Below are 26,098 nucleotides of genomic sequence, written 5' to 3'. Positions count from 1 at the left end.
TTTACCACTTTTACCCACAATTGACAGTTTAGGTATCAATCCTTCCCACTGTCAAGCAAAAAAGACCCCGAATATGAGCGTGATTCCGACATCCAATTTTTGAATATTAAGGGCCACAGCCGAAGTGGCTGATAACAAGTAAGAAAATAGAAAAGCCTGCGTTGAGGCAGGCTTTTTGCAGGAGGCTCAATTGACTTAAAATAATTTCGCGGGCTTATACCAATTCGCGAGGAATTGGCAGCAAATGCAAGCAATCCGGGGATCGCACAGATCGCATTATTGCTTCGATCCGATCGGATAGCGCGGCTATTTTGTTGCGTAATCCCGCATATCAAGGCAGTGTTTAATGGCGTCGATACGATCCTCGCTGTGATGATTCACATACAGCAGGGTGGTATCGCCCTGACGAGCGAGCAAATTCACCATAGCCAGAATTTTAAGCCGGTTGGCATCATCTAAACCGTTGCACGGCTCATCCAGTATGAGCAGGCTCGGGTGCTTTACCATGGCGCGCACAATGAGTGCCAATCGCTGATCACCAAACGATAACGACTGAAATGGCGTTTTTGCCAGTGACACCATATTAATCAGTTCCAACCACGCCGTCGCCAGCTTGCGCTGAGCCAGTGTTGGTTGCTGATACAAGCCAATGCTGTCGTAGTAGCCAGATAAAATCACATCCAGCAGTGAACAATTTACCCGGTACTGCAAATGCAGACTGTTTGACACTATTCCAAGGTGTTGTTTGATATCCCAAATACTTTCTCCACTGCCACGCTGGTAACCGAATACCATCAGGTCATTGCTGTAACAAAGTGGGTTATCCCCCGTGATCAGGGTGAGTAAACAGGTTTTTCCCGAACCATTTGGCCCACTGATTTGCCAGTGTTGGCCGGGGTAAATCTCCCAGTTTAATTGCGCAAATACCGTGTTATCTCCCCAGGCTACATTACCATTCACCAGTTTTACCAAGGGGGTATGTTTATTCGACAACGTTGGCGCCCGATGTTCAGTGTCTGCAGGGGGCAATGTACTTACCTGATGCTGAATGTGGAGTATTTGGGCAAGGTGCTGGCGGTCGGCGTCGGTGATGCTTTCGCCCTGGGATTGCCAGCCAATCTGATTGTTTTCCATGAACACCAGCTTGCCTGCCCAGTCTGGCAATTCACTTAACCGATTGATTACCATAATGAGCGTACAGTGGTGGGCAAGTGTATTCAGGTAGTCTGTTAACTTTGCCACGGATTCCACGTCCAATCCGTCGAAGGGCTCGTCTAACACCAACCATTTGGGTTCGCTCAGTAGTTGTTGTAATAACAACACCTTGCGGGTTTCACCGGTAGACAGCGACAAAAATGCCCGCGCTAATAATGGCGTAATACCCAGCATGTCAGCCAGGTACTCAAGGGTTTGCAACTGTGCTGCGGTTGGCTGTGGGTTGTGCTGCAAGGCGATTTGCAGTGCACTACTGGGTGTTGGCACCACATCAAGAATATCAGCGTCGTCCTTTTTACGCTCAGCTTCAATAATCGCCCGTTGCTGCGCCACACTAACCCATCCTAATCGGGCAGGTGTCTCACGGATGCCTGAAAGTAATTCTCCTGCACCCGCCATCACCGCAGCCAGCGAGGATTTTCCACTGCCATTGAAGCCGGTGATCACGAGGTGTTGTCCTTCAGAAAGCTGGAATGACGACAAAGCAAAATGATAAGCCGGGGCAAGTTTAACAAGGCATTCAGACAATAAAATCGACATGATGTGCGCAGCATTCCAAGAGTTAAAATAAAAAAAGCGGGCTTTCACCCGCTTCTCGAATAATAAGTAAGTGCTTACTGAGCAGCTGGAGCCGGCTGTTCTTCTTTCTTAGCCGGGCCCATTTGCATAGAGCGAATTGGGTTGTCAGTTTTGTTAGACAGTTCGATCAAGCGGTTTAACTGACCCAGCGACATCATTACGGCATACATGGCGCCCAGGAAACCCGCTTTGTGCAGTTCCAGTACCTGCTCGTCAGACAGTTCCATCAGTTTTTTCTCGTTGATGGTCATCATGCCGCCTACGTTACGGCCCTGGCCGCTTACGTATTGCAAACGCAACTGCACATCATCCAGCAAGCCCAGATCTACTACTTTCTTCACGAACTGCTGCGTTAGCATTTCGCTGTTAGCCAGATCCACCAGCAGTTGTTGACGGCTGTTCAGGAATTCACTTGGCTCGCCGTTTTCTTTGAACAACGGTTGACCTGCGTCTTTAATTTGCTCGCTGTTCTCATCGATGTACACGCCCAGCTTTTCGCCGTCAGGACGCACGTCAAACGGGTAGCGTACAATGTTCATTGGAATGTGTGGAGCGTTCCACTTACCTTCAGTCAGGAACAGGTTTTGACCTGGCTCCATACCCAGCATCGCTACCACGTGGTGATTCTGAGTTTTAGGATCCTGAATGAATACCAGCGGCATAGCGCTTGCCAATTGGGCGAATTCACGGATTGACGCTGCGGCCAGGTGGGTGTTTTTTGCAAATGGGAAAGCCGGATCTACTGCAACTTTAATGTCTTTATGTTTGTTTTTATCCAGCGGTACAAAATTCATTGCCATAAGTACTATCTCAATTGTTATTTGCTTCGTTGCCACACTGCCTTAAACAGGGCAACTCTCTATCCATAATGGGGTGGTTGTAGTCATCGACAAACCGTCAGTCGTGATCCATGCCAATGCAATCACAGTGAGTTTCGACGCTTTTTAGCCGAAACAGTTCCGGGCTTTTTTGCCCTATGATCCCAACCAGTCGGCGGGCAGTATGGCGTATTTCACGTCAGCCGTAAAGCCACCCTCTTACAGCCTGGAATTCACTCGACAGACAATTTTGTCGATTAACCGAAAAAAAGCACAAAGAACCAAACGCTTGGTATACCTTGGTGTAATACCAATTCGCATTTAAGTAATCATTCTCAGGGTAGCAGGTAACTATGACACTTTTACGCCAGCGTATTATTATCGGTCTATGCGCCAGTTTATTTCTTGCCGGACATTCTGCCGCCAGCGACACTTCCGCTTCAGACTGGCCTTACCCGCAGGATACGCCTGGTTCGTCAGCCCTGAACATAGGTCTGGCGGGCGAACAGCCAGTGGATATTAGTCGCTACTTACTCTCGCGAGGGGTAAGTCAGGCAGCTATCAATCCACAAGGCACTCAACTTGCCTTTATCAGCACAGCTACCGGCGAGCGGCAGCTATGGGTGCAATCTGTTCAGGGTGGGCAGGCCACTCAGTTAACCTTTGGTAATGGTATTTCATTTTTCCGCTGGCATCCGGATGGCTCACAATTGATCTACGGCGCGGATAACGATGGCAATGAGCGGGAGGCATTTTACAGTATTCGCACCAATGGTCTTAGCGAATCCTTGTTGCTGTCTCACAGTAATGCATTTCGGCGCTTCGGTGAGTTTAATCACGATGGTACGCGATTTACTTATGCTTCTACCGAACGCAATGGCCGCGACTTTGATATTTATGAACACAATATCAACACCGGCAAATCTACCATGGTGTATCAGGCCGAGTTTGGTTTCTTCCCTCATGCTTGGCAACCCAATAGCAGCAATGTCGTCGTTACCGAAACCCGAGGAGAAGATGCACAGGATGTGTTTCTGCTCGATATTCATACTGGCACCCTTACTCCATTATATACCCCCGCTGTGGCAGCCGCTTTCAGCAATTTCCACTGGAGTAGCGATGGCAAAACGCTGTATTTCCTGTCGAATCTGGACCGCGAAATGACCGCCTTGTATGAGTACAATACTGAAACCGAAACAACCCGACTCCGTCACCAAAGCGAATTCGACCTGGACAACCTGCTAGTTTGCCACAATCAGTCCAGTCTGGTTTGGACCGAAAACAATCAGGGTTTTGACACCTTGTACACCAGCCGGTTGAATGGCTCAGGACTTCGAAAAATTGCTTTGCCCGACGGCGTTTATCAGGTTAGCTGTGCCAACAGTTCTGATGTGGTTGCGGTGGAAATCAGCAGTCCAACTTCACCGGCAAATGTGTTTGTTACCAATCTCACCGGAGAGCGAGCCAGACTGTTAGTCAGCGCTACCATGGCCGGTATTGACTCCGAACAACTGATTACACCACAGGCAATTGAATTCCCTGCAAGGGACGGCATTACGCTGCACGGTTTACTGTATTTACCGAAAGGCATGCTTAACAAAGTCCCGTTAGTTGTGGATGTGCACGGCGGACCAACCGCTCAGGCGAAACCCTCGTGGCAACCCCTCACGCAGTATCTGGTTGGAAAAGGCATTGCCGTGCTGGATATAAATGTGCGGGGCTCCACCGGTTTTGGCAAAACCTATGCCCGCCTCGATAATCAGGAAAAGCGCCTGCACAGCGTGCGGGATCTGGTTGATGCACTAGCCTATTTAAAAGGCGATCCGCGAATAGACGTTGAAAACAGCGCGGTGATGGGTGGTTCGTATGGCGGTTACATGGTGAACGCCGTAATGGGGTTGTATCCTGACGCATTCAAAGCGGGCGCGTCATTTGTAGGTGTATCAGACTGGGTGCGGGCACTCGAGGAAGCGTCTCCCGGATTGAAAGCCTCTGATCGCATAGAGTATGGCGACATTCGCGAGCCCAAATGGCAGGCGTTTTATGCTGAAAACTCCCCTATTAACACAGTACACCGCATTCAGGCCCCGATGTTTTTTGAACATGGCGTAAACGATCCCCGTGACCCGGTAACCGAATCTGATCGCATGGTAAAAGTGCTACGCGACAAAGGTTTGCCCGTCACCTATTTACGTTTTCCCGATGAAGGTCATAGTGTGAGTAAATTGGAAAATCGTGTTACCTTCTATCGGGCGTTGGCTGAATTTCTGGAACGCCATTTAACTGCACAACAATAAAACAATAGGGAACCTGTACCATGAAACATGTGTTGATGGTTGGCACACTAACAGCATTAAGCCTGTTAACCGGTTGCCAGTCCACGTCTAATGAAATCGACGCCTATAAAGGATTGTCCGTTGCTCAACAAATCGCTAAAAAGCATATTATTGTGGACGGCCATATTGATGTGCCTTACCGCGTACACGACAAATGGGTAGACGTTACCCAGGCCACTGCCGATGGCGATTTCGATTACCCGAGAGCCGTTTCTGGCGGGTTAAACGCGCCGTTTATGTCGATTTATGTACCAGCCAGCCTGGATGATTCTGCTGAGTCCACTCAACTGGCTCACCTGTTAATTGATTCGGTTGAAGCCATAGTGGCCCGTGCGCCAGACAAATTTGCTATTGCCACCAGTGTTGCCGATGTGCGGGAACAATTTGCCAAAGGCCTGATTTCGTTGCCCATGGGAATGGAAAACGGCTCGCCCATTCAGGGCGATCTGGCCAACCTGGAGATTTTCTACAATCGCGGCGTACGATACATCACGCTGGCGCACTCCCTTGCTAACCATATCAGTGATTCATCTTATGACATTCGCCGAAAATGGAAGGGCCTGAGTCCGTTTGGTAAGCAATTGGTTACCGAAATGAATAACATCGGTATGCTGATCGATATTTCTCATGTCTCCGACGACGCATTTTATCAGGTGATTGAATTAACCAATACACCCGTAATTGCCTCCCACTCCTCACTGCGCAGCTTTACACCAGGCTTTGAACGCAACATGACCGACGAAATGCTGGTTAAACTGGGCGAAAACGGCGGTGTGGTAATGATTAACTTTGGTTCTGGCTTTGTTACCCGTGAAGCCCGCCTGTGGAGTGACAATCGCACCAAACAGCGCAATGCGCTGGTAAAAGAGTTTGGCGAAGACAGTGAACAGGTAAAAAACTTTGCCGACCAGTACAGCCGCGAAAACCCCTACCCCTACTCCACGTTAGCAGATGTATTGGATCACATTGATCACGTGGTAAAACTGATAGGCATCGATCACGTTGGGATTGGTTCAGACTACGATGGCGTGGGTGACTCCCTGCCGATTGGATTAAAGGATGTCGCCTCTTACCCGTCTCTGGTACAGGGGTTACTCGACCGCGGCTACGACGAAGCAAGTATTGCCAAATTGCTGGGCGAAAACCTGCTTCGCGTATGGTCTCAGGTAGAAACCTATGCGGCGGCTCACTAGCCACAAGCTAAACCCGTCACAGCTGGCACAAGCATCTTGTGCCAGCAAAGCTTATTAACGTATACTGCTTTGCAGTGTAAAACATTAAGGCAACCATGCAGCGTTTAGTTTGGTATTTTTTGATTGTGGCGGTGTCATTGCTACCCTTCGCCGGGCATGCAATGGTGAGTGCTGCGCCCAAAATGCAAACGCAACACGTCAAAATGGCAAAGTCTGATGTAACACCAGATGTAATAGCAGATGCTGGTAATGCGTCTTTCATTCATCACAACGCACAAACAACCAACTCACACAGTTGCTGTCCGGAGTCCTCTTCACCGGATACTGTTACTTCAAACACTGCACATAACTGCGCGATGCAAAGTGATTGCGACAATGGCGGTTGTGCCTGTAAGCACCTTTGCCAGTCACCGGTGTATATTGCTGAATCGAATTTGTTTACCAGTCCGGTTGTGGCTTTTTACTCTGCAATGCAGCTTTCACCGCAGCCATTCAGCGGTGAAATCAATTCTCCGTATCGCCCACCTATCGCCTGATTACCTCAACGTATACCAGCAGTCGCTTTTACACGACCCGCTAACGTCTAGTGCTCGCTTACCGTTATAACGTGCCTTAGACATTACCGTTAGTTCAATTCGGTTTTAGGTTTTTACAATGAAACAATCTGCGTTACTTGCTGCCACGGGCGGCTTACTAATGAGTTTACTGGCTTGCCCGGCAATGGCTGAACAGCCTTCCAGCACGTCACTTAACTGGCTAATCGACAACGCGATCAGGCATGACCTGACACTTCAACAAAGTACCCAGTCTGAACAGTCACTTACCTTGCAGCGTGACGCTGTAAGCAGCATGCCCGATCCTCGCTTTTCGCTGGGCGTACTGAATGTCCCTACCGATGGCTTTGCCCTTAACCAGGAGGGAATGACACAGCTTCGGGTTGGCGTATCCCAAATGTTCCCGCGCGGTGACAGCGTGGCTTTACAACGCCAGCAAATGGCTACGCTTGCCAGTGCAGAACCGCTGCGCAGACAAAATCGGGAGCTGGAATTGCAACGCGATATTCAGCTAACCTGGACCGACTGGCTGGTTGCCGCCCAAAGTGCAGAATTTATTCGCGCACAGCAACAGGTGGTCGCCCAGTTGTCAGATGCTATACAAAATAGCTATGCAGCCTCGTCGGGCCCGTCACAATACGACGTGCTAAGTTCAGATGTACTCGCGCTGGCCCTGGAAGACCGTCTGGATGCTTCGCTCACCAGTCAGCAGACCGCCGTTGCGCGGTTGACATTGTGGCTACCCGCAACCGTACATCCGCAACTCACGCATTTAACACCTACCGACACCGACAGCCAGTGGTTGTCGGCTATGCAGTGGTATGGACAGACAGACGTACCAGACTCGCAGCGTTTGCTCCTGTTACAACAACACCCCGCAGTACTGCTCAAAAACACGCAAATAGATACTCAACGCCTCAAACAACAGCAAGTGGCTGAGAATCTAAAACCGCAATGGGAAGTGAATGCGGGTTATTCCTACCGCCAGGACGATACCGCAAATCGCTCGCGCGCCGACTTTATTTCGGTTGGTCTTAGCGTGGATGTACCACTGTTTACCAAGGCTCATCACCAGCCAGCAATCGCTGCGATGGTGCAACAAACAGAAAGTATTGAAACTGAAAAACGCTGGTTGATACAACAGCAGCTTAGCGACATTGAGCAATTGACCGCGCAATGGGACGGCCTGAATCGCCGTTACGTACGCTACCGGGATTCGCTGATCCCGCTTCAACAGCAACAGTACGACGCGGCACTCAATGCCTATACCAGCGCAAATGGTGATTTTCTGGCGGTATTACAAAGCCACATTGCATTGCTTGATGCGCAACTTAAACAATTATCGATTCAGGGTGAGATGGCCAAAATGGGTATAAAGATCGCCTATTACTATTCTTCCCGGGTTCCCGGAATGGTTCCCGGAATGGTTCCCGGAACGATTTCCGGAACGGCCACACAGGAGTAACGTATGACTATAAGCACTTCTTCAGGTTCGGTTAAACCGGTATTACTGATTACCCTACTTTTCGTTGGTATCGCAATTGGCGTAGTTGGCGGTAGTTTACTGAACTCAGACAACTCCGCGCACTCATCCATGAATGATGCGCAGGGTAAATCAGACGATGCCAACAAAATTCTCTATTGGGTTGCGCCCATGGACAGCAGTTACCGCCGGGATGGTCCGGGAAAATCCCCCATGGGAATGGACCTGGTGCCGGTTTATGCAAGCGAGCAAACTGACTCGCCCGGTACGGTATCGATTTCTCCCGTTATTGAGCAAAGTCTCGGCGTAACCACTGCCAGCGCGCAATTTGAATCTTTGTCTGAATCGGTTGCTGCACTAGGGGTAATTGGCTTTAATCAGGACAATATCATTCATGTTCACCCCCGGGTAAAAGGATGGATTGAATACCTGGGCGTAAACAACGAAGGGCAAATGGTACAAAAAGGTGAAGTGCTTTACCGGTTGTACTCGCCTGAGCTGGTGAATGCTCAGGAAGAATATCTGCTCGCACTTAACCGCAACAACCAAACGCTGATCAAAGCCGCAAGGGATAAACTGGTGGCACTGCAGTTACCTGAAAGCACCATAGAATCGGTAACCCGTAATCGTATGGTAAGCCAACAGGTAGCGTTTGCTGCCCCCCAGTCGGGCATAGTAGCCAAACTTAACGTTCGCCCGGGCTTTTACGTCGAGCCGGGGATCACCCTGATGGAAATTGCCAGTCTGGATGAAGTCTGGCTCACCACCGAAGTGCCCGAAAGACAAGCAGCCCAGATTCAGTCTGGTCAGCATGCCATGGTTTCCCTGGACACGTATCCCGACCAGGTATTTCACGCAATGGTAGATTATGTCTATCCGGTAATGAACGCTGCTACCCGCACACTCCAGGTGCGCCTGCGTTTGCCCAATACCCAGAAAAAACTTAAACCCAATATGTTTGCCAATGTGGTGTTTTTAATCAGCAATGACGAAATGGTGCTCACGGTTCCACGTCATGCAGTTATCCGCACCGCGAAAAACAACCGGGTTGTGCTGGCCCTGGGCGACGGCAAATATAAATCTGTTGCAGTTACGCTTGGCAACATTAACAGCGACAGCATTGAAATTGTTGACGGATTGGAAGAAGGCGACCGGGTAGTTACCAACGCACAGTTTTTGCTGGATTCAGAAAGCGCAATCGATTCTGACTTAGCCAGATACAGTGAAGGCTCCGACAACAGCCAGAGCGACACCACTCGTGCCTGGGTGGCAGCAGAAATCAACAGTGTGGATGCTGAGTCGCGCACAGTAAACGCCAGTCATGAAGCCATTGAAGACTGGCAATGGCCCGCCATGGTAATGGATTTTGCCGTAGCCGACGACGTTGATATTAATCAGTTGGGAGCAGGCGTTACACTGCACATGGAAATTGATAAATCAGCCTCTGGTTTAGCCGTTATCACTGGTATTCACATAATGTCGGGAATGGCTGGCCTGGCCATGGAAGAAAGTAGCATGAATACCAGCGCAGACACACAAGAGGTACAGTCTGCCACGGTAAATGGCGTAATTAATCACATTGACGCCGAATCACGGGTACTCAACGTGTCGCGAGGCGCCATCGAAAAATGGGGGCGTGAACCCGCCACACTGGATTTCACGGCAGACGACTCAGTGCAACTCCACAATCTCAAAGCCGGCCAGGCAATCGAATTTACTTTCGAGATCCGCGATGGCGAATTTGTGATTGTTGACATCAATGAGCAAATCAATGCCACGTCATCTGCTCACGCGCATCACTAACAGGAGCCAATTGTGATAGCACATATTATTCGTTGGTCCATTGCAAACCGGGTGCTGGTGCTTATTGCCACACTTATGTTGGGTGCTGCAGGCGTGTGGTCGGTAAAACAAACACCGGTTGATGCCATTCCGGATCTGTCTGATGTCCAGGTAATCATTAAAACGTCTTATCCCGGACAGGCCCCCTCGGTAGTTGAACAACAGGTAACCTATCCGCTGACCACGGCCATGTTGTCTGTACCCGGCGCTCATACCGTGCGGGGGTTCTCCTTCTTTGGCGACTCATACGTTTACATTCTGTTTGATGACAGTACCGATATTTACTGGGCGCGCTCACGGGTACTTGAGTATCTATCACAAGTAGCTCCTACGCTGCCTGATACGGCAACACCGCAGTTGGGTCCGGACGCAACCGGTGTAGGTTGGGTTTACATCTACGCATTATCCGACCCAACAGGGAAGCTTGATATAGCAGGCCTCACATCACTCCAGGACTGGTTTCTGAAATACGAACTGCAAACCGTTCCGGGTGTAGCAGAAGTCGCCACGGTGGGCGGCATGAAGAAGCAATATCAGGTCGTCATCGACCCACTCAGATTACAGGCGTATAACCTGCCACTGAGCAGTATTGAACGCGCCATTACTCGTGGTAACCAGGAAGTTGGCGCTTCTGTTGTTGAAATGGCTGAAGCCGAATACATGGTAACCGTAACCGGTTATTTGCAATCACAAGATGATTTACGCCAGGTTGTGCTAGGCGCAACGCCCGATGGCACGCCGGTATTACTGAGTGATGTCGCAGAAATTCGCCTTGGACCAGCAGCACGCCGTGGCATCGCAGAACTAAATGGTGAAGGTGAAACCGTGGGAGGCATCATTGTTATGCGCTATGGTGAGAACGCAGAGAAAACCATAGCCGGTGTAAAATCGGCCTTGCAACGACTACAGACTGGCCTGCCAGATGGTGTAACACTCACGACTGTGTATGACCGTTCCAATCTGATCACTAAAGCCGTCGATAACCTGTGGGATAAACTCATTGAAGAACTGGTTATTGTGGCGCTGGTGTGTGGTTTATTTTTACTTCACCTGCGCAGTGCCATTGTGGCTTTGGTTACCCTGCCACTGGGGATTCTTGCCGCCTTTATTCTGATGCACCTGCAAGGATTAAATGCCAATATTATGTCGTTGGGCGGCATTGCCATTGCCATTGGCGCGATGACTGATGGCGCCATCGTGTTAATTGAGAACTTCCACAAACACCTGGAAGATCCGGCCAACCGTGACCGCGATCGCTGGGAGCTGGTAGCAGAAGCGGCCGGGGAAGTTGGCCCAGCCCTGTTCTTTAGTTTGCTGATCATTACCGTGAGCTTTTTGCCTGTGTTTATTCTGGAAGCCCAGGAAGGCAGAATGTTTGCTCCCCTTGCCTACACCAAGACTTATGCAATGGCCGCAGCGGCAGGACTGGCAATTACACTGATTCCGGTGCTAATTGGTTACTTTATTCGCGGTAACATTATGCCTGAGGCCAAAAACCCGGTTAACCGGGCTGTGCAAGCCATCTATCAACCAGCCCTACAAACTGTGCTGCGCTTTCCCAAATCCACTGTTGCCGCTGCGCTGTTGTTAGGGGTGATCGGTTTCTATCCGGTTACCAAGCTCGGCAGTGAGTTTATGCCACCACTGGATGAAGGCGATTTGATGTACATGCCTACCACCTACGCCGGTGTGTCAATTGGTGAAGCACGACAAATTCTGCAGCAAACCGATAAGCTCATTCGCACCGTGCCCGAAGTGCAAACGGTATTTGGTAAAGTTGGCCGGGCGGAAACGGCTACCGACCCAGCGCCCCTCACCATGATTGAAACCTTTATTCAGTTAAAGCCACAATCAGAATGGCGCGAAGGTGTAACAACCGATTCACTCAAAGCCGAATTTGACGCACTTGTGCAATTTCCGGGATTAACCAACGCATGGGTAATGCCTATTAAAACCCGAATCGACATGCTGGCAACGGGCATAAAAACCCCGTTGGGTCTGAAGATTTCTGGCCCCGACATCACGGTTATTGAACAGCTCGGCAAAGACGTTGAACGAATTCTGGGCGATTTACCCGGCACCGCTTCAGTATACGCAGAGCGAGTCGCCGGTGCGCGCTATATCACGCTCGACGTTAATCGCTATGCCGCTGCGCGATACGGCATGAATATCGCCGATGTACAGCAGGTAATTAGCACGGCTGTTGGCGGTAAAAAGGTTACCACTACCGTAGAGGGGCTGGAACGCTATTCGGTGAATATGCGCTATCCGCAAACATACCGGGACTCACCGGAAGCGATGGCTGATTTGCCGTTGATAACGCCTAACGGCCAGCGTATTACGCTGGGTGATGTGGCTGATATCAACATTACTCAAGGACCCCCAGCGTTAAAAAGTGAGAACGCCCGGCTAACCGGTTACACCTTTATTGATTTAACCACCAGCGATATTCAGACCTATGTTGCCAATGCGAAATCTGCACTGGACGCCCACCTGACCCTGCCTGCAGGCTACAGCCTGAAATGGGCGGGACAGTATGAATACATGGAACGGGCCAAGCAAAAGCTCACCTATGTACTGCCTCTCACTCTGGCCATTATCGTGATCCTGTTGTTTATGAGTTTCCGCAACATGGTAGATGTGGCGATTGTGTTGGGCACCCTGCCGCTGGGCCTGATTGGCGGCTTCTGGTTGCTTTACTGGCTGGATTACCAACTGTCAGTGGCCGTTGGGGTAGGCTTTATAGCCCTGGCGGGGGTAACCGTAGAAATTGGGGTGATCATGGTAGTGTATTTAAACGACGCCTGTAAAACCCTGGCCCGTCATCATGCGTTAATCACCACCGACCTGTTGCGCGACGCCGTGGCCGAAGGCGCTTTAAAGCGTGTCAGACCGGTATTAATGACAGTAGCAACGGTGATGATTGGGTTATTGCCTGTTATGGCGGGAACCGGCACAGGCTCCGAAGTAATGAGCAGAATTGCCACCCCGATGGTAGGCGGTATGGCAAGTGCACTGGTGTTATCGTTATTGGTGATCCCGGCTTGCTTTTACCTTGTGCAGGTTCGCCGAATGGCGAAACAGCTGGCAAAATAGCAAAACAAAACAATCAGGCCGCTTTACCAGCGGCCTATAATACCAATTCGCATAGCAGTTGGTATGACTATCGAACGGCTAGCGAAAACTCCACAAAACCACGCAGTGCGCGCATCATGGGGAAAAACTGGGGGTTTACCTGAGGTACCACACAGGTCTCGCTCAAATCTGCCCGATTGCGATCAAAGTGCATATTCTCCAGCAACAACCTGTTTACCACCAAATCCGCATGACATACGTTCTCTGCAGCATCAATGACATAGAATGTGTTATCAGCATTCACCGACCTTAGTAACGATTGCACCCCTTCGATGGGAGTGGTTTGGTCGGCTTCAGAGTGAGCAATAAACACCGGGACATCAATAGTACCACCGGCATCCAGACGCTCGCGGATATCGCTGATCAACGACATTAACTCCAACCCCGCGAAACTGGCCACATTGGGATACTTTTGTGGATTTGGACCATCGGTCTGATACTCGCCATCCAGTAGCTTTGCCAACCAGCGTACTCCCCAAATTTTCGACAACGACTCCACATTGCCATTCAGCGCCAGCGCACCGGAGAACAACAACAGCCCCTGCACGTTATCCGGGTGAGAAAGCGTATAATCTACTGATAACGCGCCGCCAGTAGAAAATCCACCAATAACCACTTTACCGGTACTGCTGGCTGACAGGGCCAGCGATACGACGTCACTTACATGAGCCTGCCAGCGTTCTGACAACTGATCATCTTCCATATCGGCATCGGCCTGTTTCAAACCGTGCCCGGGTAGCAAGGGCGCAACAACGGTATACCCCATGCTATAAAGCTCATCTGCAATGGCTGTTACAAAATAGGGCGAGTCACTTAAACCGTGTATTAACACCGCCACCGGACTTTCCGGTACTTGCTGCATCAAAATAAATGGCGCATTACCGTCGCCACGCAGCGCATCAGAGCACACTGCAAAGCGATTGGTACTGGTATCAGCACATTTTCTGACGTCACCTAATGACTCGTCATACAATGCCTGAAAGCCATTGGTAAGTTCAAAGGCAGACCGGGCCATCACAGGTGCACTGAGCAACAGTGCACCACATAGTGCTGTGAAAGATTTAAGTGAAAACAAAGTGTACTCCGCTAACAAATTTGCGCCTACTATGGGCATCTTGCCACTTAATTGCAACCGAACAACACCAGAGCACAACTTGCATTAGGGTTTATATAACCGGTACATCAGAATAGCCGCTTTTTTCGCTTGCAACGGTAATGCAGGTAATACCGCCACTTCCTTTACCGTGTGATTACCTGAACCACTCATTCCCAGTCCATCCAGTGCCATATCAACATGATCAGCTGCAAATGACACATCGGCTGCACCGGCATTAATAGGATCAACGGAAGTCACTTCGCCCTGGCCCAAATCAACACTCACTGCACTGTACATTTTTAGCAGCTTCATGTTGCCTTCCGTTGGTGCCATGGCCGGATATCCCTCGCCAAACTGAATAACCGCACTGGTTTTCGGCAAGTTGCGAGACACTATAGTCTGCATTTTTTGCTGTACCCGGGTTAATTGCTCCTGGCTGATTGCGCGAATATCTCCCGTTACCACAGCGTGCTCAGCCACCACATTGTTCTTACCAAACGCCGTGCCCTGATTGCCCGCTCTGTCGTGCTTTACGTCAGTGCCACCCAACATTCGCCCTGGATTAAAGGTCAGCATGGGCTCACTTCTTAGCTCTTCGTAAAACTGATTCAAAATCCGCGAGGTTTCGTAAATAGCACCAGCACCAATATTGGGTTTGAACACCTGTGAGGAGTGCGAAGACACGCCAGTAACGGTTAATGTCCAGTCCACCGAGCCACGGCGGGAGGTATTCACTGTCTTTGGGTTGCCATCGCCATTTTCAAAACCCAGAGCAATGTCAGCCCATTTAGCCGCTTCGATTAACGAAGCCTTGGATAAGTTTAACGGCCGGCCACTGAGCTCTTCATCGCCTGTTAGCACCACTTTGATATTCATTTTCTTCAGCACACCAATACTCGCCAGAGCACGCAGCGCCTCCAGCATAATAATATTGCCGCCTTTCATGTCTGACACACCAGGACCGCTCATCGTATTTTTGTCGATATAGGTGACACGCTGAAACGGGCTATCTGGCTCAAATACGGTATCCAAATGGCCAATCAGCAACATCTTAGGGCCAGAACCACCTTCGATAGTCGCAACCAGGTGACCAGCCCGTTTAAATGCGCTGCCATCCACAAACTGCGCAGTAAAACCAAGCGCTTTGAATTCCGGTAACAGGTGTTCTGCAACGGCTTTGACACCTGCAAAGTTCATGGTGCCACTATTAATGCTGACGCTCTTTTCAAGCAATTTAATAGCGTTGGCCTTGTTTTTATCAATTGCATTGATCATGGCTTTTTCTTCGGAGCGAACGGCAGAATGCGCCGAAGCAGACACAAGCAGGCCAATTACACCCGCGCTGATTAATTGCTTTAGTTTCATGTTCCCTTCCCTAATGTTTAACCGGTGTTCAGCGTAATATTACAGAGATAAACCCGATATTCGAGTATGATGGCGATGAATGATTGTTTATTTCTGTCAGGTAACCCACACAAAAACGCTCAGCTCAGGAGGTAGTATGTCTAAGAAAGTGTATTGTTGCGCACAATTTCTGCCCAAACCCGGCAAAGAAAAAGCCCTGTTTGAAGTACTTCAACGTCTGGAACCCAATACGTTAAGAGAAGACGGCTGTATTCAGTACGTTGTGACGCGACATATCACCAGTCCGTTTGCCGAAGGCAACAGCTTTCCTATTGTGTTTAACGAAATATGGGCTGATATGGCGAGTTTTGAGGCACACTGTCAGCGCAGTGAAATTGCGGCATTTTTTGCGAAATATTGTCAGGCTGAGGATGGCTTAGCTGAAGACTGGAATGTGTGTATTTATACCGACGAACCAACGGACTACGATGCGCCCGTGTTGTAGAAGATAATCAACATAGCGGCTCGTTACATGAATAACGAGCCGCTGTTGTATTTATGCCTGCGCGGCAAAAAACACTTCTAAATCGTCGCTGCCACCAATGTGTTTTCCGCCAATAAATACCTGCGGTACCGTTGTGCGCCCGCTGATGGCTTTCAGAGACGTGAGCGTTGCTCCCTGCCCCATAACAATTTCTTCGTAACGGTAACCATGGTGTTGCAACAACGCCTTCGCTTTAGCACAGTAAGGACAACCCGGCTTGGTCAGTATCGACACCGGCTCCTGTTTAACCGCATTAGGCGCAATATAACTCAGCATAGTATCGGCATCAGACACTTCGAAAGGGTCGCCCGGCTTATTAGGCTCAATAAACAGTTTGTCTATTACACCGTCTTTAACCAGCATTGAGTAGCGCCAACTGCGTTTGCCAAACCCCAGGTCGGCTTTGTCTACCAGCATGCCCATACCATCGGTAAACTCACCATTGCCATCCGGAATAAGAGAAATATTTTCGGATTCCTGATCAGCAGCCCAGGCATTCATGACAAAGGTATCATTTACCGATACGCATACGATCTCATCTACACCGTTTTGTTTAAATACGTCGGCCAGCTCGTTATAACGCGGCAAGTGAGTTGAAGAGCACGTGGGCGTGAAGGCCCCCGGTAGCGAAAACACCACTACAGTTTTGCCTGCAAAAATATCGCCGGAAGTGCGGTTTATCCATTGCTCGCCTTCGCGAATTGCAAAGGTAACGTCAGGTACTTTTGTACCTTCGCGTGATGGTTTATCTACGGGGTGTGTCATGGTCATCTCCTTAATTGATGTTTCAAGTATAGCTGCCACAAAAAACTATGAAAGCGAAAATAGTCCATCGTTTTAATCTAAAAATCCAATTAGATAACCTTGCGCCATGATTTGCTATTGGTATACGGAACAATCCCTTTTTATGGTTTGCAATGCGTCAATGGCATAGCGCTGCATCGCAGCTTTGCTTATGCTATGTCACGTAAGGTGTATCACAGGTATCAGTGTTTCACTTTGCAAGCGTTTGAAAAAGGCAAAACGCGACGAAAGCGCGTGACGCAAAGCCTCCGGTCTTCATCATCTGATATGATAGCGGGGCTACCGAACACATAGGTTTTGACAACACCAGCTGTTGCAATACCCATAACGATGTTCACTTTTTCATTGTGTAATGACCATTACAGCGGGCTTCAAACTGTATATGCGAAGCTCCAATGAGGATTGAACCAATGATGATTCTAGTCGGTGGCGAGAAAGGCGGCAGTGGCAAAAGCTGTCTCGCCCAAAACATCGCTGTTTACCTGCGTTGCGAAAAGAAAGCCAGTGTTCTGATGGTGGATTGTGACCCACAGCGCACCACGTCAGACTGGGCGCAGGAACGCAGCAGTAATAATGCACTCCCCAATATTACCTGTATCCAGTTATACGGAAAAATTCGCAACGAATTACTCAGTTTAAAAGAGCGTTACGACTTCGTGGTGATTGACTGCGGCGGGCAGGATAATCTGGCATTGCGCTCATCTATGGCAGTAGCTGACCATATTCTTATCCCATTGCGCCCCAAACGCCGCGACTTGAAAACCGTACCGCATATGGAAGACATTCTGTCGACCTGTAAAATGGTTAATCCCAGAATGAACGCCGCCTTTGTGATCACGCAATGCCCTTCATTGCCGAGTCTGGCATCGCGTATTCTGGAAGCTAAAGAGGTTTGCCGTTCGTTTGAAGTACCCGTATTAAATTCGGTGACCTTTAGCCGGAATATGTATGACGACTCCGAAGAGTCCGGACGCTCGGTATTGGAAAGTGAGCCAACAGGCAAAGCCGCTATTGAGATCAGAAGTATTATTGAAGAGCTACTGGCCCGCAGAAAGGGGGAACAAAATGAGCCTACTCAATCTGTCGTGTACCACGCCGCGAGCTAGTGGCACTAATGCTGTACCCGTGACTGCCGATACATTTATAGACGAGGCATTGCACTACGCCAGTGGACAGTCGTGCGCGCTTTCAGTTGCAACGGCACAGCTCTCTAAAAAGGTGAGTGCAACAACGGCTGCTACTGAAGAAGCTGAAGCCGAATTGTCACTTCAGCCTATGCGCCGCGCTACGTTTACGCTTACTGAAGAGTGTATAGCGCAGTTGCAAGCAATCTCGGATCAGAGCGGAGTGGCTAAATCCAAACTGATCCGGCTATGGATAGCACATTTTTCTCACACAAGGAGTGACTGGTAGTGTTGCATTCAAATCAAACAACTGATTAAATTTTCAACATTTAAAAGGCGATATAGCCTATACTAAAGTATAAAGACAGATAGCACGCAGATGTATGTAGTAGCGGTTCTAGCAACAAAGAAAAGCGGTGTAAAAGGCATTTATGATAACCCGTGGCAGTTTAAATCTGCTAATGCTGTGTTTGTTCGCACTTGTGTTCACCTTGGTGTCAGCACAGGCGAAGGGGCATCCTCTGCGACATATCTCTCTGGACAGCGAGCATTATGGCGGCGGTTCATCCGGCGTCCAGCTACTCGTGGCGCAGGGCAATATTCAGCAGGCCGAACAGCAAATTGTAGACGCTCTGGCGCAGGCTCGCGCTAATAATGAAGACAATGCGGTAGCGTTGGGTGTGCACGCGCTCGGCCATTTATCACTGCTTAAAAACCTCTATCCGTTAGCCTTAACTCAGTTTCAAACCAGTCTTAATTACTTTAAAAGTACTAATCAGTCGCTGGCCATCGCTGACCTTTACACCGATATCGGCAGAACATACCGGGTAATGGGGCTGTATCAGTCTGCCCTCAGTTATTTCAATCTTGCCAAAGAAATTTATCACCAGCAAAACCGTAACGATGGTATTGCACTCCAACAGCTTGAAATTGGCGTTTCACTTCGCCAGCTTGGACAGTTTGAGAGTGCGCTGAGCCAGTTAGAAAGGGCACTGCCCCTGCTTCGCGAAACAAATGACAATGCCGCAAGTGCACTCGCGCTAATGAATATTGCCCGCGTTTACAGTGATGTTGGTAAAAACGATCAGGCTTTACTGTACTTAAAAGATGCCGAGCAACTCATCCGCACCCTTTCGATGTCGTTGTTAAATGCAGAGCTGGGGTATCACCTTGGCAAAGTGTATGCATCGGTAGGCAACTACGACGATGCGCTGCGGTATCTCAACAGCAGTATTGAAGGCTTCTCTAAACTAGGCGCATTGTGCGACAAAGGAAAGGCCACCGCGAGTTATGGCGAAGCCCTTATAGCCGGACAACAATACGCACAGGGACGTCAATTACTGTTAAAAGAACTGACCGATGCAACCGCGAACAACTGTACAACATTGTTAACCGATATCCATCTGGCACTGGCCGATGCGTATTTACCCGACGACCAGGAAAAAGCGCAGTATCATATCGAAGCCGGTCTGGAACAGGCTATAGACAGAGAAGAGCTGTATACGCAGTCACAATTCCAGGCAGTCAGGGTGAAGTTGTATGTGCAACAACAGAACTATGAGGCGGCGTTCGAGGCGTTACAGCGTCAGCGCAAGCTGGAATCTACCAGCCTTGATCAACGCCGTTCACTGGCCTTATTGTATCTTCAGTCACAGATCGATGCCGAACGACAGGCTCAGGCACTCACCCTACTCAGTAAAAATCAAGCTATCGAGCTGTCAAAGGCTGAACAACAGCAGCTCAGAACTAAGATGCTCTATGGCTCATTAATGGCCTCACTGTTGTTTGTGTTTTTATTTTGGAGCAGGGTAAATCAAAAACAACGCTCCAGCCTGCTAAAACGTGAAGTAAAACGACGAACCCAGGAACTTGAAATCAAAAACGCAGAGCTTGAAAGTGCCTATCAGGCATTGGAGCGCGCCAGCTTGTTGGATCCGCTTACCGGCCTGTATAACCGTCAGTATCTCAATAACCAGCTACCTCAGGAAATTCACCGCGCGCAACAAAACTATTTGGTTCACAAGCCTGTTGGCGCCGATGCTGCCAATGCAGATTTGGTGTGTTTTCTGCTGGATATCGATAACTTCAAGCACATTAACGACACTTATGGCCATCTCGCCGGCGACCGGATACTCATTCAGTTAAGCAAGCTGCTGCGCTCGGTTTTCAGGCCGTCTGACATGCTGATACGCTGGGGTGGGGAGGAATTTCTGGCGGTTTGCCGCAATACCAGCCGGCTAGAAGCGGTAACTCTGGCAACGCGACTACATCAGTCCCTGCATCAGGAATCGTTCTCGTTAAACGATCAAACACGATTGAAGATCACCTGTTCGATTGGCTTTTGTGTATTGCCACTCTATCCGGATGATCCCACAAAGTTGGAATGGAGTGAGTATTTTGCCATTCTCGATGATTGTTTATATGCGGCTAAGAGCTCGGGAAAAGATTGTTGGATTGGCTTACTGGGCGAAAAATCCCGCTCACAGCACCAATCACACCAGCTTTCGCCTTTAGAGGAAAAGTACAACTTGCCGCCAACACGCATTCAAACGTCGTTGAATCACCTGTCGGCGGTAAACTGGAATTGCGCTGAATGAGCGTTATACGCCGGTTTTCAGATCTTCCAGCTGGTATTTATCTATCAGGGAATACAACGTAGGGCGCGTAACACCCAGCAGCTCTGCCGTTTTTGACATATTTTTGTCGGCACGCTGATACGCTTTGCGAATAGCCCGGCTTTCGGCCTGCTCTCGCACTTCGCGCAAATTCAGCGTATCACTTTCAAATTCGGTGGTAGGCACCCGTAACCCCAAATCTTCAGGCTGAACTACCGTGCCTTCCGCCATTATAACGGCCGACTTCAGCTTATTTTGTAGCTCGCGAATATTACCAGGCCACTTATGTGCCAGTAATGCCTGAATTGCACCATCGCTGAAGCTTTTCGCTTTCGCATTAAATTCTTCCCGGTACTGATTCAGAAACGTGCGGGCTAATAAAACGATGTCCTGATCGCGTTCGCGTAGCGGAGGAATATTAATTGGTATTTCGCCTATGCGGTAGAATAAATCTTCCCGGAAACTTTCTTCTGCAACCATGGTTTGCAAATCCCTGTGTGTAGCGCAAATCACCCGAATATCGACAGGAATTTCAGTGCGGCCCCCCACTCGTTCAATGACCCGCTCTTGCAGGAAACGCAGCATTTTGGCTTGCAGTCCAATTGGCATATCACCAATTTCATCCAAAAATAATGTGCCGCCCTGAGCGGTTTCAATTTTGCCCAACGTGGTTTTATTGGCACCGGTAAATGCCCCTTTTTCGTAACCAAACAGCTCACTTTCCAGCAAGTTTTCCGGAATTGAAGCACAGTTAATCGCTACAAAAGGCTTGTCCTTGCGTGGGCTATGCTCGTGAATACTGCGGGCAAACACCTCTTTACCCGTGCCGCTTTCCCCCAATAACAGCGTACTGATATCGGTACCGGCAATCTTTTCCGCCTTACGCATCACCAGTTGGATAGCTTCGCTGTTGCCGATAATTCGCCCCATTGACGGCCGGGTTTTGGCCAGAATGCGGTTTTCGTCTTCCAGTTTCGACAGGTTTAACGCCCGGTTCACCAGCAATTTAATGGTGTCTGAATCAATGGGCTTTTGATAAAAATCGTAAGCGCCCAGATCAATCGCTCTGAGTGCGTTCTCTTTATCGTTGTTGCCCGTCACCACGATCACTTTAGTTCGTGGCGACAAGGCCAGTATTTCTTCGAGGGTTTTTAGCCCCTCAGAGGCGTTGGCAGGATCTGGAGGAAGCCCCAGGTCCAGTGTAACGACACTGGGTTCAAAGCGCCGAAGCTGTGCAATAGCAGACTGCCTGTCGTCTGCAAACACCACGTTATAATCGGTTAAGCTCCATTTTAACTGCTTCTGAATGCCTAAATCATCATCAACTACCAGAATGGTGTCAGCCATGTTTATTTTTCCATTTCGTTCCGACCACGAGGGTATTTATTCGATTGGGAAGCCCAGCGTAAAGCAGGTTCCCATTCCCGGTTGGCTCTGCACCTGCAAGTAGCCCCCTATGGATTCCATATATGTTTTTGCATCGTATGCACCAATCCCCATGCCCGCATTACCTTTAGTGGTATCAAACGGCTTAAACAAACGGGTTTTAATAAACTCTGCATCCATGCCACACCCGGTGTCTTCAATGAAAACCAACTGATACCCGTGCTGCGAATCGAGCACAATGGTAATGTCTATCTGGCCGTCATCCGGTGTAGCCTGCTGCGCATTGCTAATGAGATGATACATGACATTAGCGAATTTTTCCTGATCAACCACCACTCCCGTTTCATCCTTTAGTTGCATAACGGGTAAGGGTTTGAGTGACTGACAGCGCTGCGCAATAACCTGTGAAATGAGTTCGGATAAAGTATGAGTGGCATCAACGCCACTTTCATCGACTTGTTTTTCCGTTAACTGGCGTAGCATCCGATCCATACGAGCCTTGGTATGATGCAATGTTTCGAAGGTATCTTCAATAAATTCAGGATTATCTTTGTGCTTTGCTGCGTTGCACAAAATCAGATCGATTTGTGCCAGCACATTTTTCAGATCGTGCAGTACAAATGCTGCCATTCGATTAAATGCAGCAAACTGGGCATTTTCTGCTAACGACTGAGCCGCTTCATGAAAATTAATAAAGTTGGCAATCTGGTTGGTCACTGCATTCAGGTAATCTCTTACTTCCCAGTTGAGTGACACTTTGGGCCGGTCAACGGCGCTAAGCAAAGCCAGCCCCCACATTTTATCTTCTTTAATGAATGGCAACACCAATTGCAATTGGGTTTCTTCAACCACTTTTGCAGGCAATTGCAATCCTTCGTAGTTAAACGGCTTATTGCGGTATTCTTCAAGATCGACCATCCAGCCTGTGCGCTCGCAATAGTCCCACAAAGAGGTTAGCGCCGGTTCGGCTTGTTCCAGTGGTATAAAGAACTGATCACTTACCAGCGTAAACCGACCACCTTGTTTTTTAACCAACGCGCCGCTGTCGTAGTTGACGGCCCCCATTACACCTTCCAGCGCAATCTGATACACATTGGGCAACGATTGGTCGGTATTGGCCAGCACGTTAGTCAGTTTTACCCATTCTTCGCGGTAGTCAAACTGATTGGCAAAAAAGTGTTTAGTAATAAATATTTTGATGCGCGTGCGGAAGTTGTTCGACAAAAACAGCGTTGCCAGCATTACCAAAGACAGTGCAATCAGAATTATCTGAACGGTACTGCCCCAACTCCAGCCCAAATAATTGATAACATACCCTAGCGTTGCCATGATGAACAAATACACACCTGCAACCAATAGCAAGCTGCTGTGCAGTACCACGTCCCGGGAAATGAAAATATTGACACCCCAGTGTTTTATACGGCGGGTCGCAATAACCAAAAAGGGGAGCATCAGCAGATAAATGTAACCCCGGGCAGCAATGAATCCAGGTTCAACCTGTGCGATCATGGTCGCGTTGGCATAGGACACAAACTCAAACAAGTTGGTCGCGCCCAAATACAATGCCAGGGGTTTATATGCCCACTGTTCATCGCCCACCTGTCGATACAACACTTCCAGCAGAATAAGTACTTCAAGGGCAATCAGGGTTTGAAGTAAGAAATGCCAGGTAATGTCGGTTCTCACTACCCAGGGCAAGATCAGCGCAGCCAGTGGCACCGATAACGCCATTAACGTGGCAGGTTGACGTAATACCTGCCAGATATTCTGAAAGTCAGGCTTTAAACAACCGGCAATAAATAACAGCCAGATCGACTGCTTAATACTGTCGGCCTGGAGCAAGTGAATCACATCCAGCGGGCCGCTGAGTAAACTGATAAAGCTCATCGACCACACCATGGTGAACAGCGTTGCCAGACTAAGCAGGTACTTTGCCAGGCCCGGCTTTCTCACCGTAAATAGCAGCAACAACAACACCAGATAGCCGGCGGCGTTCAGCCCATATCCAATATCAGCAATCATCTGTCACCACCCGATGCTTGTCCCTGTAACCGACTGTTTAACGAGGGCATGTTGCCCTGGTATTTAACGCTTTTTAATCACCAGGCTGCCGATTGAATAACCAGCGCCAAATGAACAAATTACCCCTACGTCACCCGCTTGTAAATCCTGGTGATGCAACGCAAACGCGATAACCGAACCCGCCGAGGCAGTATTGGCATATTCATCCAGAACGATTGGCGCTTCCTGCTGGGAAGCGTCACGTCCTAACAGGCGTTTGCAAATTAAGGTATTCATATTGATGTTCGCCTGATGCAACCACCATCTGGCCACGTTTTCTGGCTGATAGCCATGCGATCCTAAATGCGCTGCGATATGATCGGCCGCCATCGGACACACTTCTTTAAATACCTTGCGGCCAGCCTGATGAAACAGCTTATCCGGCCCAAACGGATCGGCGTCGTTTGCACGACTGATATACCCAAAATTAGAGCGAATATTATTCGAAAAGACCGTTTTGGCTTTGGTACTTAAAATATCAAATGCGTTGTCAGTTGTTACCGTATCGGCCGATTCCAGCACGGTAGCGGTGGCAACGTCACCAAAAATAAAATGACTGTCGCGATCGGTATAATTAATCTGCGGTGACACCAGTTCAGGATTGATTACCAAGACGCATTTTGCATTACCCGATGCAATCATTTCCCAGGCGCGATGCATGCCAAACGTCGCGGCGGAACAAGCCACCAGCATGTCAAAGCCAAAACCATCGATGCCCAGCGCATCCTGTACTTCAATGGCAATAGCAGGATAAGCGCGTTGTGTATACGCGCAGGACACAATAACAGCATCCACATCTGCCGGTGTTTTGTTGGCGTCTGCCAGAGCGAGTTTGGCAGCCTCTATGGCAATTTCAGCCTGATTGGAACGTTCATCTTCGGCCCGCTCAGGAATGGCAGGACGCATGCGATTAATATCCAGCGCGCCATCTTTACAGTAAATGTAACGGCTTTTAATACCCGATGCTTTTTCAATAAATTCTGCACTGGAGTGCGGTTTCGCTTCCAGATTACCGGCTGCAATGTCCGCTTCGTGTTCGGCGTTATAGGCATCTGCCCAGGCATTGTAACTGTCGACCAATTCTTCATTGGTGATTTTGTTCGGTGGTGTCCACAGGCCGACACCGCTTAACACTACAGATGAGTTCATATTATTTTTCTGTCTCAATTCAATTCCGCGCTGCATTAACCACATAATACGCAGGGCTGTTAGATTCGCTTAAGCTTATCCTTTTGAGCAGGAAATGTCATGATCTGGTATCGATGTTTGGCGTAAACGTTGCTAATTCATCCACTGGTATTTACATCTGGTTAAACTAAAAACACAGCAAGCAAAACGAATTCAAACAAGACTGTACGCCATAAACTTATATTTGCACATTGTGGTTTTGAGCCAGCAAGCTCTGCCGATGCCGTTGCTCGCGGTCAAAAATGGTAGTGTTGTTATAGCGCTGAATGCGTTTCATGTAGACTTCACCAGTAGCGGGCATGTAGTAAATTTTGCGGGCATAATCCTGACACAAGTCCTGACCCACCACAGGAATACCAGTTCGGGTTAAAAAGGCTTGCACAAATTTTGCGTTGATCTGTCCTACATCACACTTTTCAAAACCGTTAAGTACTTTACCACCGCCAAACACCTTCGCTTCCAGCCGCTCTCTGCGACCGCCAAGCTCTTCAATGTGTGCGATTAACATTGTCATGGCGTGCAGGCCGTAACGGGTTAGCATACTGCGTACCCGGTCGTCATCGCGGGCGGCTTCTGGCAACATAAAGTGATTCATTCCCCCAATTCGGGCAATCGGGTCGCGAATACAGGCTGCAACACATGAGCCAAGCACAGTCACTATCAGCTTGTCGGCACTGGTGGCAAAATACTGTCCGGGTAACAACTTAATGGCGTCGCGATTAAAGCGGGTGTCGAAATACGCGACGGGGGTTGCCTCTGAATCATCAAATGTCTGCTGCAT

The 26,098-nt window shown here is 49.1% G+C and carries 19 protein-coding genes and 1 riboswitch; of the genes, 10 read left to right on the top strand and 9 right to left on the bottom strand.

Features of this window, described 5'->3' with window-relative positions; genetic code table 11:
* Window positions 1-306 precede the first annotated feature (306 nt).
* Window positions 307-1,755 (bottom strand): molybdate ABC transporter ATP-binding protein ModF, encoded by a 1,449-nt coding sequence (modF, locus tag ACLR2L_RS04115; RefSeq protein ID WP_413365934.1) that lies wholly within the window; start codon window positions 1,753-1,755, stop codon window positions 307-309.
* Between the two features lie 74 nt (window positions 1,756-1,829).
* On the bottom strand, window positions 1,830-2,594 hold the full coding sequence (locus ACLR2L_RS04110) for a SapC family protein (RefSeq protein ID WP_413365932.1): 765 nt from the start codon (window positions 2,592-2,594) through the stop codon (window positions 1,830-1,832).
* Window positions 2,595-2,965: 371 nt separating this feature from the next.
* Between ACLR2L_RS04110 and ACLR2L_RS04105 the strand changes: the two genes are divergently transcribed.
* The 6 genes from ACLR2L_RS04105 to ACLR2L_RS04080 all read left to right on the top strand — a co-directional run bounded on the left by ACLR2L_RS04105 (window position 2,966) and on the right by ACLR2L_RS04080 (window position 13,116).
* A complete protein-coding gene (locus ACLR2L_RS04105; protein WP_413365930.1) occupies window positions 2,966-4,909 on the top strand; it encodes a S9 family peptidase in 1,944 nt (647 codons plus the stop codon).
* 20 nt (window positions 4,910-4,929) lie between these two features.
* Entirely contained in the window at window positions 4,930-6,141 is a 1,212-nt protein-coding gene (locus tag ACLR2L_RS04100; protein ID WP_255439381.1) for a dipeptidase, read from the top strand.
* A gap of 95 nt (window positions 6,142-6,236) precedes the next feature.
* Window positions 6,237-6,677, top strand: coding sequence for a hypothetical protein (locus tag ACLR2L_RS04095; RefSeq protein WP_413365928.1), 441 nt, complete (start codon window positions 6,237-6,239; stop codon window positions 6,675-6,677).
* 118 nt (window positions 6,678-6,795) lie between these two features.
* A complete protein-coding gene (locus ACLR2L_RS04090; protein ID WP_413365926.1) occupies window positions 6,796-8,160 on the top strand; it encodes a TolC family protein in 1,365 nt (454 codons plus the stop codon).
* 3 nt (window positions 8,161-8,163) lie between these two features.
* The gene (locus ACLR2L_RS04085) at window positions 8,164-9,981 is read left to right on the top strand and encodes an efflux RND transporter periplasmic adaptor subunit (protein ID WP_413365924.1); all 1,818 of its coding nucleotides are present in this window, start codon (window positions 8,164-8,166) and stop codon (window positions 9,979-9,981) included.
* 12 nt (window positions 9,982-9,993) lie between these two features.
* On the top strand, window positions 9,994-13,116 hold the full coding sequence (locus ACLR2L_RS04080; protein WP_413365922.1) for an efflux RND transporter permease subunit: 3,123 nt from the start codon (window positions 9,994-9,996) through the stop codon (window positions 13,114-13,116).
* 67 nt (window positions 13,117-13,183) lie between these two features.
* On the opposite strand, the gene ACLR2L_RS04075 is transcribed toward ACLR2L_RS04080, so the two are convergent.
* Window positions 13,184-14,230, bottom strand: coding sequence for an alpha/beta hydrolase (locus tag ACLR2L_RS04075; RefSeq protein ID WP_413365920.1), 1,047 nt, complete (start codon window positions 14,228-14,230; stop codon window positions 13,184-13,186).
* Between the two features lie 84 nt (window positions 14,231-14,314).
* Entirely contained in the window at window positions 14,315-15,616 is a 1,302-nt protein-coding gene (locus tag ACLR2L_RS04070; RefSeq protein ID WP_140961790.1) for a M20/M25/M40 family metallo-hydrolase, read from the bottom strand.
* 136 nt (window positions 15,617-15,752) lie between these two features.
* Here ACLR2L_RS04070 and ACLR2L_RS04065 point away from each other — a divergent pair, with 136 nt between their 5' ends.
* Window positions 15,753-16,100 carry a putative quinol monooxygenase gene (locus ACLR2L_RS04065; protein ID WP_413365917.1) on the top strand — a complete coding sequence of 116 codons (348 nt, stop codon included), beginning with the start codon at window positions 15,753-15,755 and terminating at the stop codon, window positions 16,098-16,100.
* Window positions 16,101-16,151: 51 nt separating this feature from the next.
* On the opposite strand, the gene ACLR2L_RS04060 is transcribed toward ACLR2L_RS04065, so the two are convergent.
* Window positions 16,152-16,904 (bottom strand): glutathione peroxidase, encoded by a 753-nt coding sequence (locus ACLR2L_RS04060; protein WP_413365915.1) that lies wholly within the window; start codon window positions 16,902-16,904, stop codon window positions 16,152-16,154.
* A 242-nt stretch (window positions 16,905-17,146) separates the two neighbouring features.
* Window positions 17,147-17,230, top strand: a riboswitch (cyclic di-GMP riboswitch).
* Between the two features lie 123 nt (window positions 17,231-17,353).
* Here ACLR2L_RS04060 and ACLR2L_RS04055 point away from each other — a divergent pair.
* The 3 genes from ACLR2L_RS04055 (at window position 17,354) to ACLR2L_RS04045 (ending at window position 20,664) form a co-directional block, all read left to right on the top strand.
* Window positions 17,354-18,049, top strand: coding sequence for an AAA family ATPase (locus ACLR2L_RS04055; RefSeq protein ID WP_140961796.1), 696 nt, complete (start codon window positions 17,354-17,356; stop codon window positions 18,047-18,049).
* A complete protein-coding gene (locus ACLR2L_RS04050; RefSeq protein WP_413365913.1) occupies window positions 18,009-18,356 on the top strand; it encodes a replication protein RepA in 348 nt (115 codons plus the stop codon). Before ACLR2L_RS04055 ends, ACLR2L_RS04050 begins: the two co-directional genes overlap by 41 nt.
* 142 nt (window positions 18,357-18,498) lie before the next feature.
* The gene (locus tag ACLR2L_RS04045) at window positions 18,499-20,664 is read left to right on the top strand and encodes a diguanylate cyclase (protein WP_413365911.1); all 2,166 of its coding nucleotides are present in this window, start codon (window positions 18,499-18,501) and stop codon (window positions 20,662-20,664) included.
* 3 nt (window positions 20,665-20,667) lie between these two features.
* On the opposite strand, the gene prsR is transcribed toward ACLR2L_RS04045, so the two are convergent.
* From prsR to cheD, 4 genes are all read right to left on the bottom strand, one after another.
* Window positions 20,668-22,029, bottom strand: a complete 1,362-nt coding sequence (gene prsR, locus ACLR2L_RS04040; RefSeq protein ID WP_413365909.1) for a PEP-CTERM-box response regulator transcription factor — start codon at window positions 22,027-22,029, stop codon at window positions 20,668-20,670.
* A 36-nt stretch (window positions 22,030-22,065) separates the two neighbouring features.
* Window positions 22,066-24,090 carry an XrtA/PEP-CTERM system histidine kinase PrsK gene (gene prsK / locus ACLR2L_RS04035; RefSeq protein ID WP_413365907.1) on the bottom strand — a complete coding sequence of 675 codons (2,025 nt, stop codon included), beginning with the start codon at window positions 24,088-24,090 and terminating at the stop codon, window positions 22,066-22,068.
* A gap of 63 nt (window positions 24,091-24,153) precedes the next feature.
* The gene (locus tag ACLR2L_RS04030; RefSeq protein ID WP_140961806.1) at window positions 24,154-25,278 is read right to left on the bottom strand and encodes a beta-ketoacyl-ACP synthase III; all 1,125 of its coding nucleotides are present in this window, start codon (window positions 25,276-25,278) and stop codon (window positions 24,154-24,156) included.
* Between the two features lie 217 nt (window positions 25,279-25,495).
* Window positions 25,496-26,098: a chemoreceptor glutamine deamidase CheD gene (gene cheD / locus ACLR2L_RS04025; RefSeq protein ID WP_140961893.1), complete on the bottom strand. Its 603-nt coding sequence runs from the start codon at window positions 26,096-26,098 to the stop codon at window positions 25,496-25,498.

The sequence above is a fragment of the Alteromonas sp. AMM-1 genome, from assembly GCF_047290655.1.
GTDB classification, from domain to species: domain Bacteria; phylum Pseudomonadota; class Gammaproteobacteria; order Enterobacterales; family Alteromonadaceae; genus Alteromonas; species Alteromonas mangrovi.
This window is presented reverse-complemented; position numbering and strand designations above follow the sequence as displayed.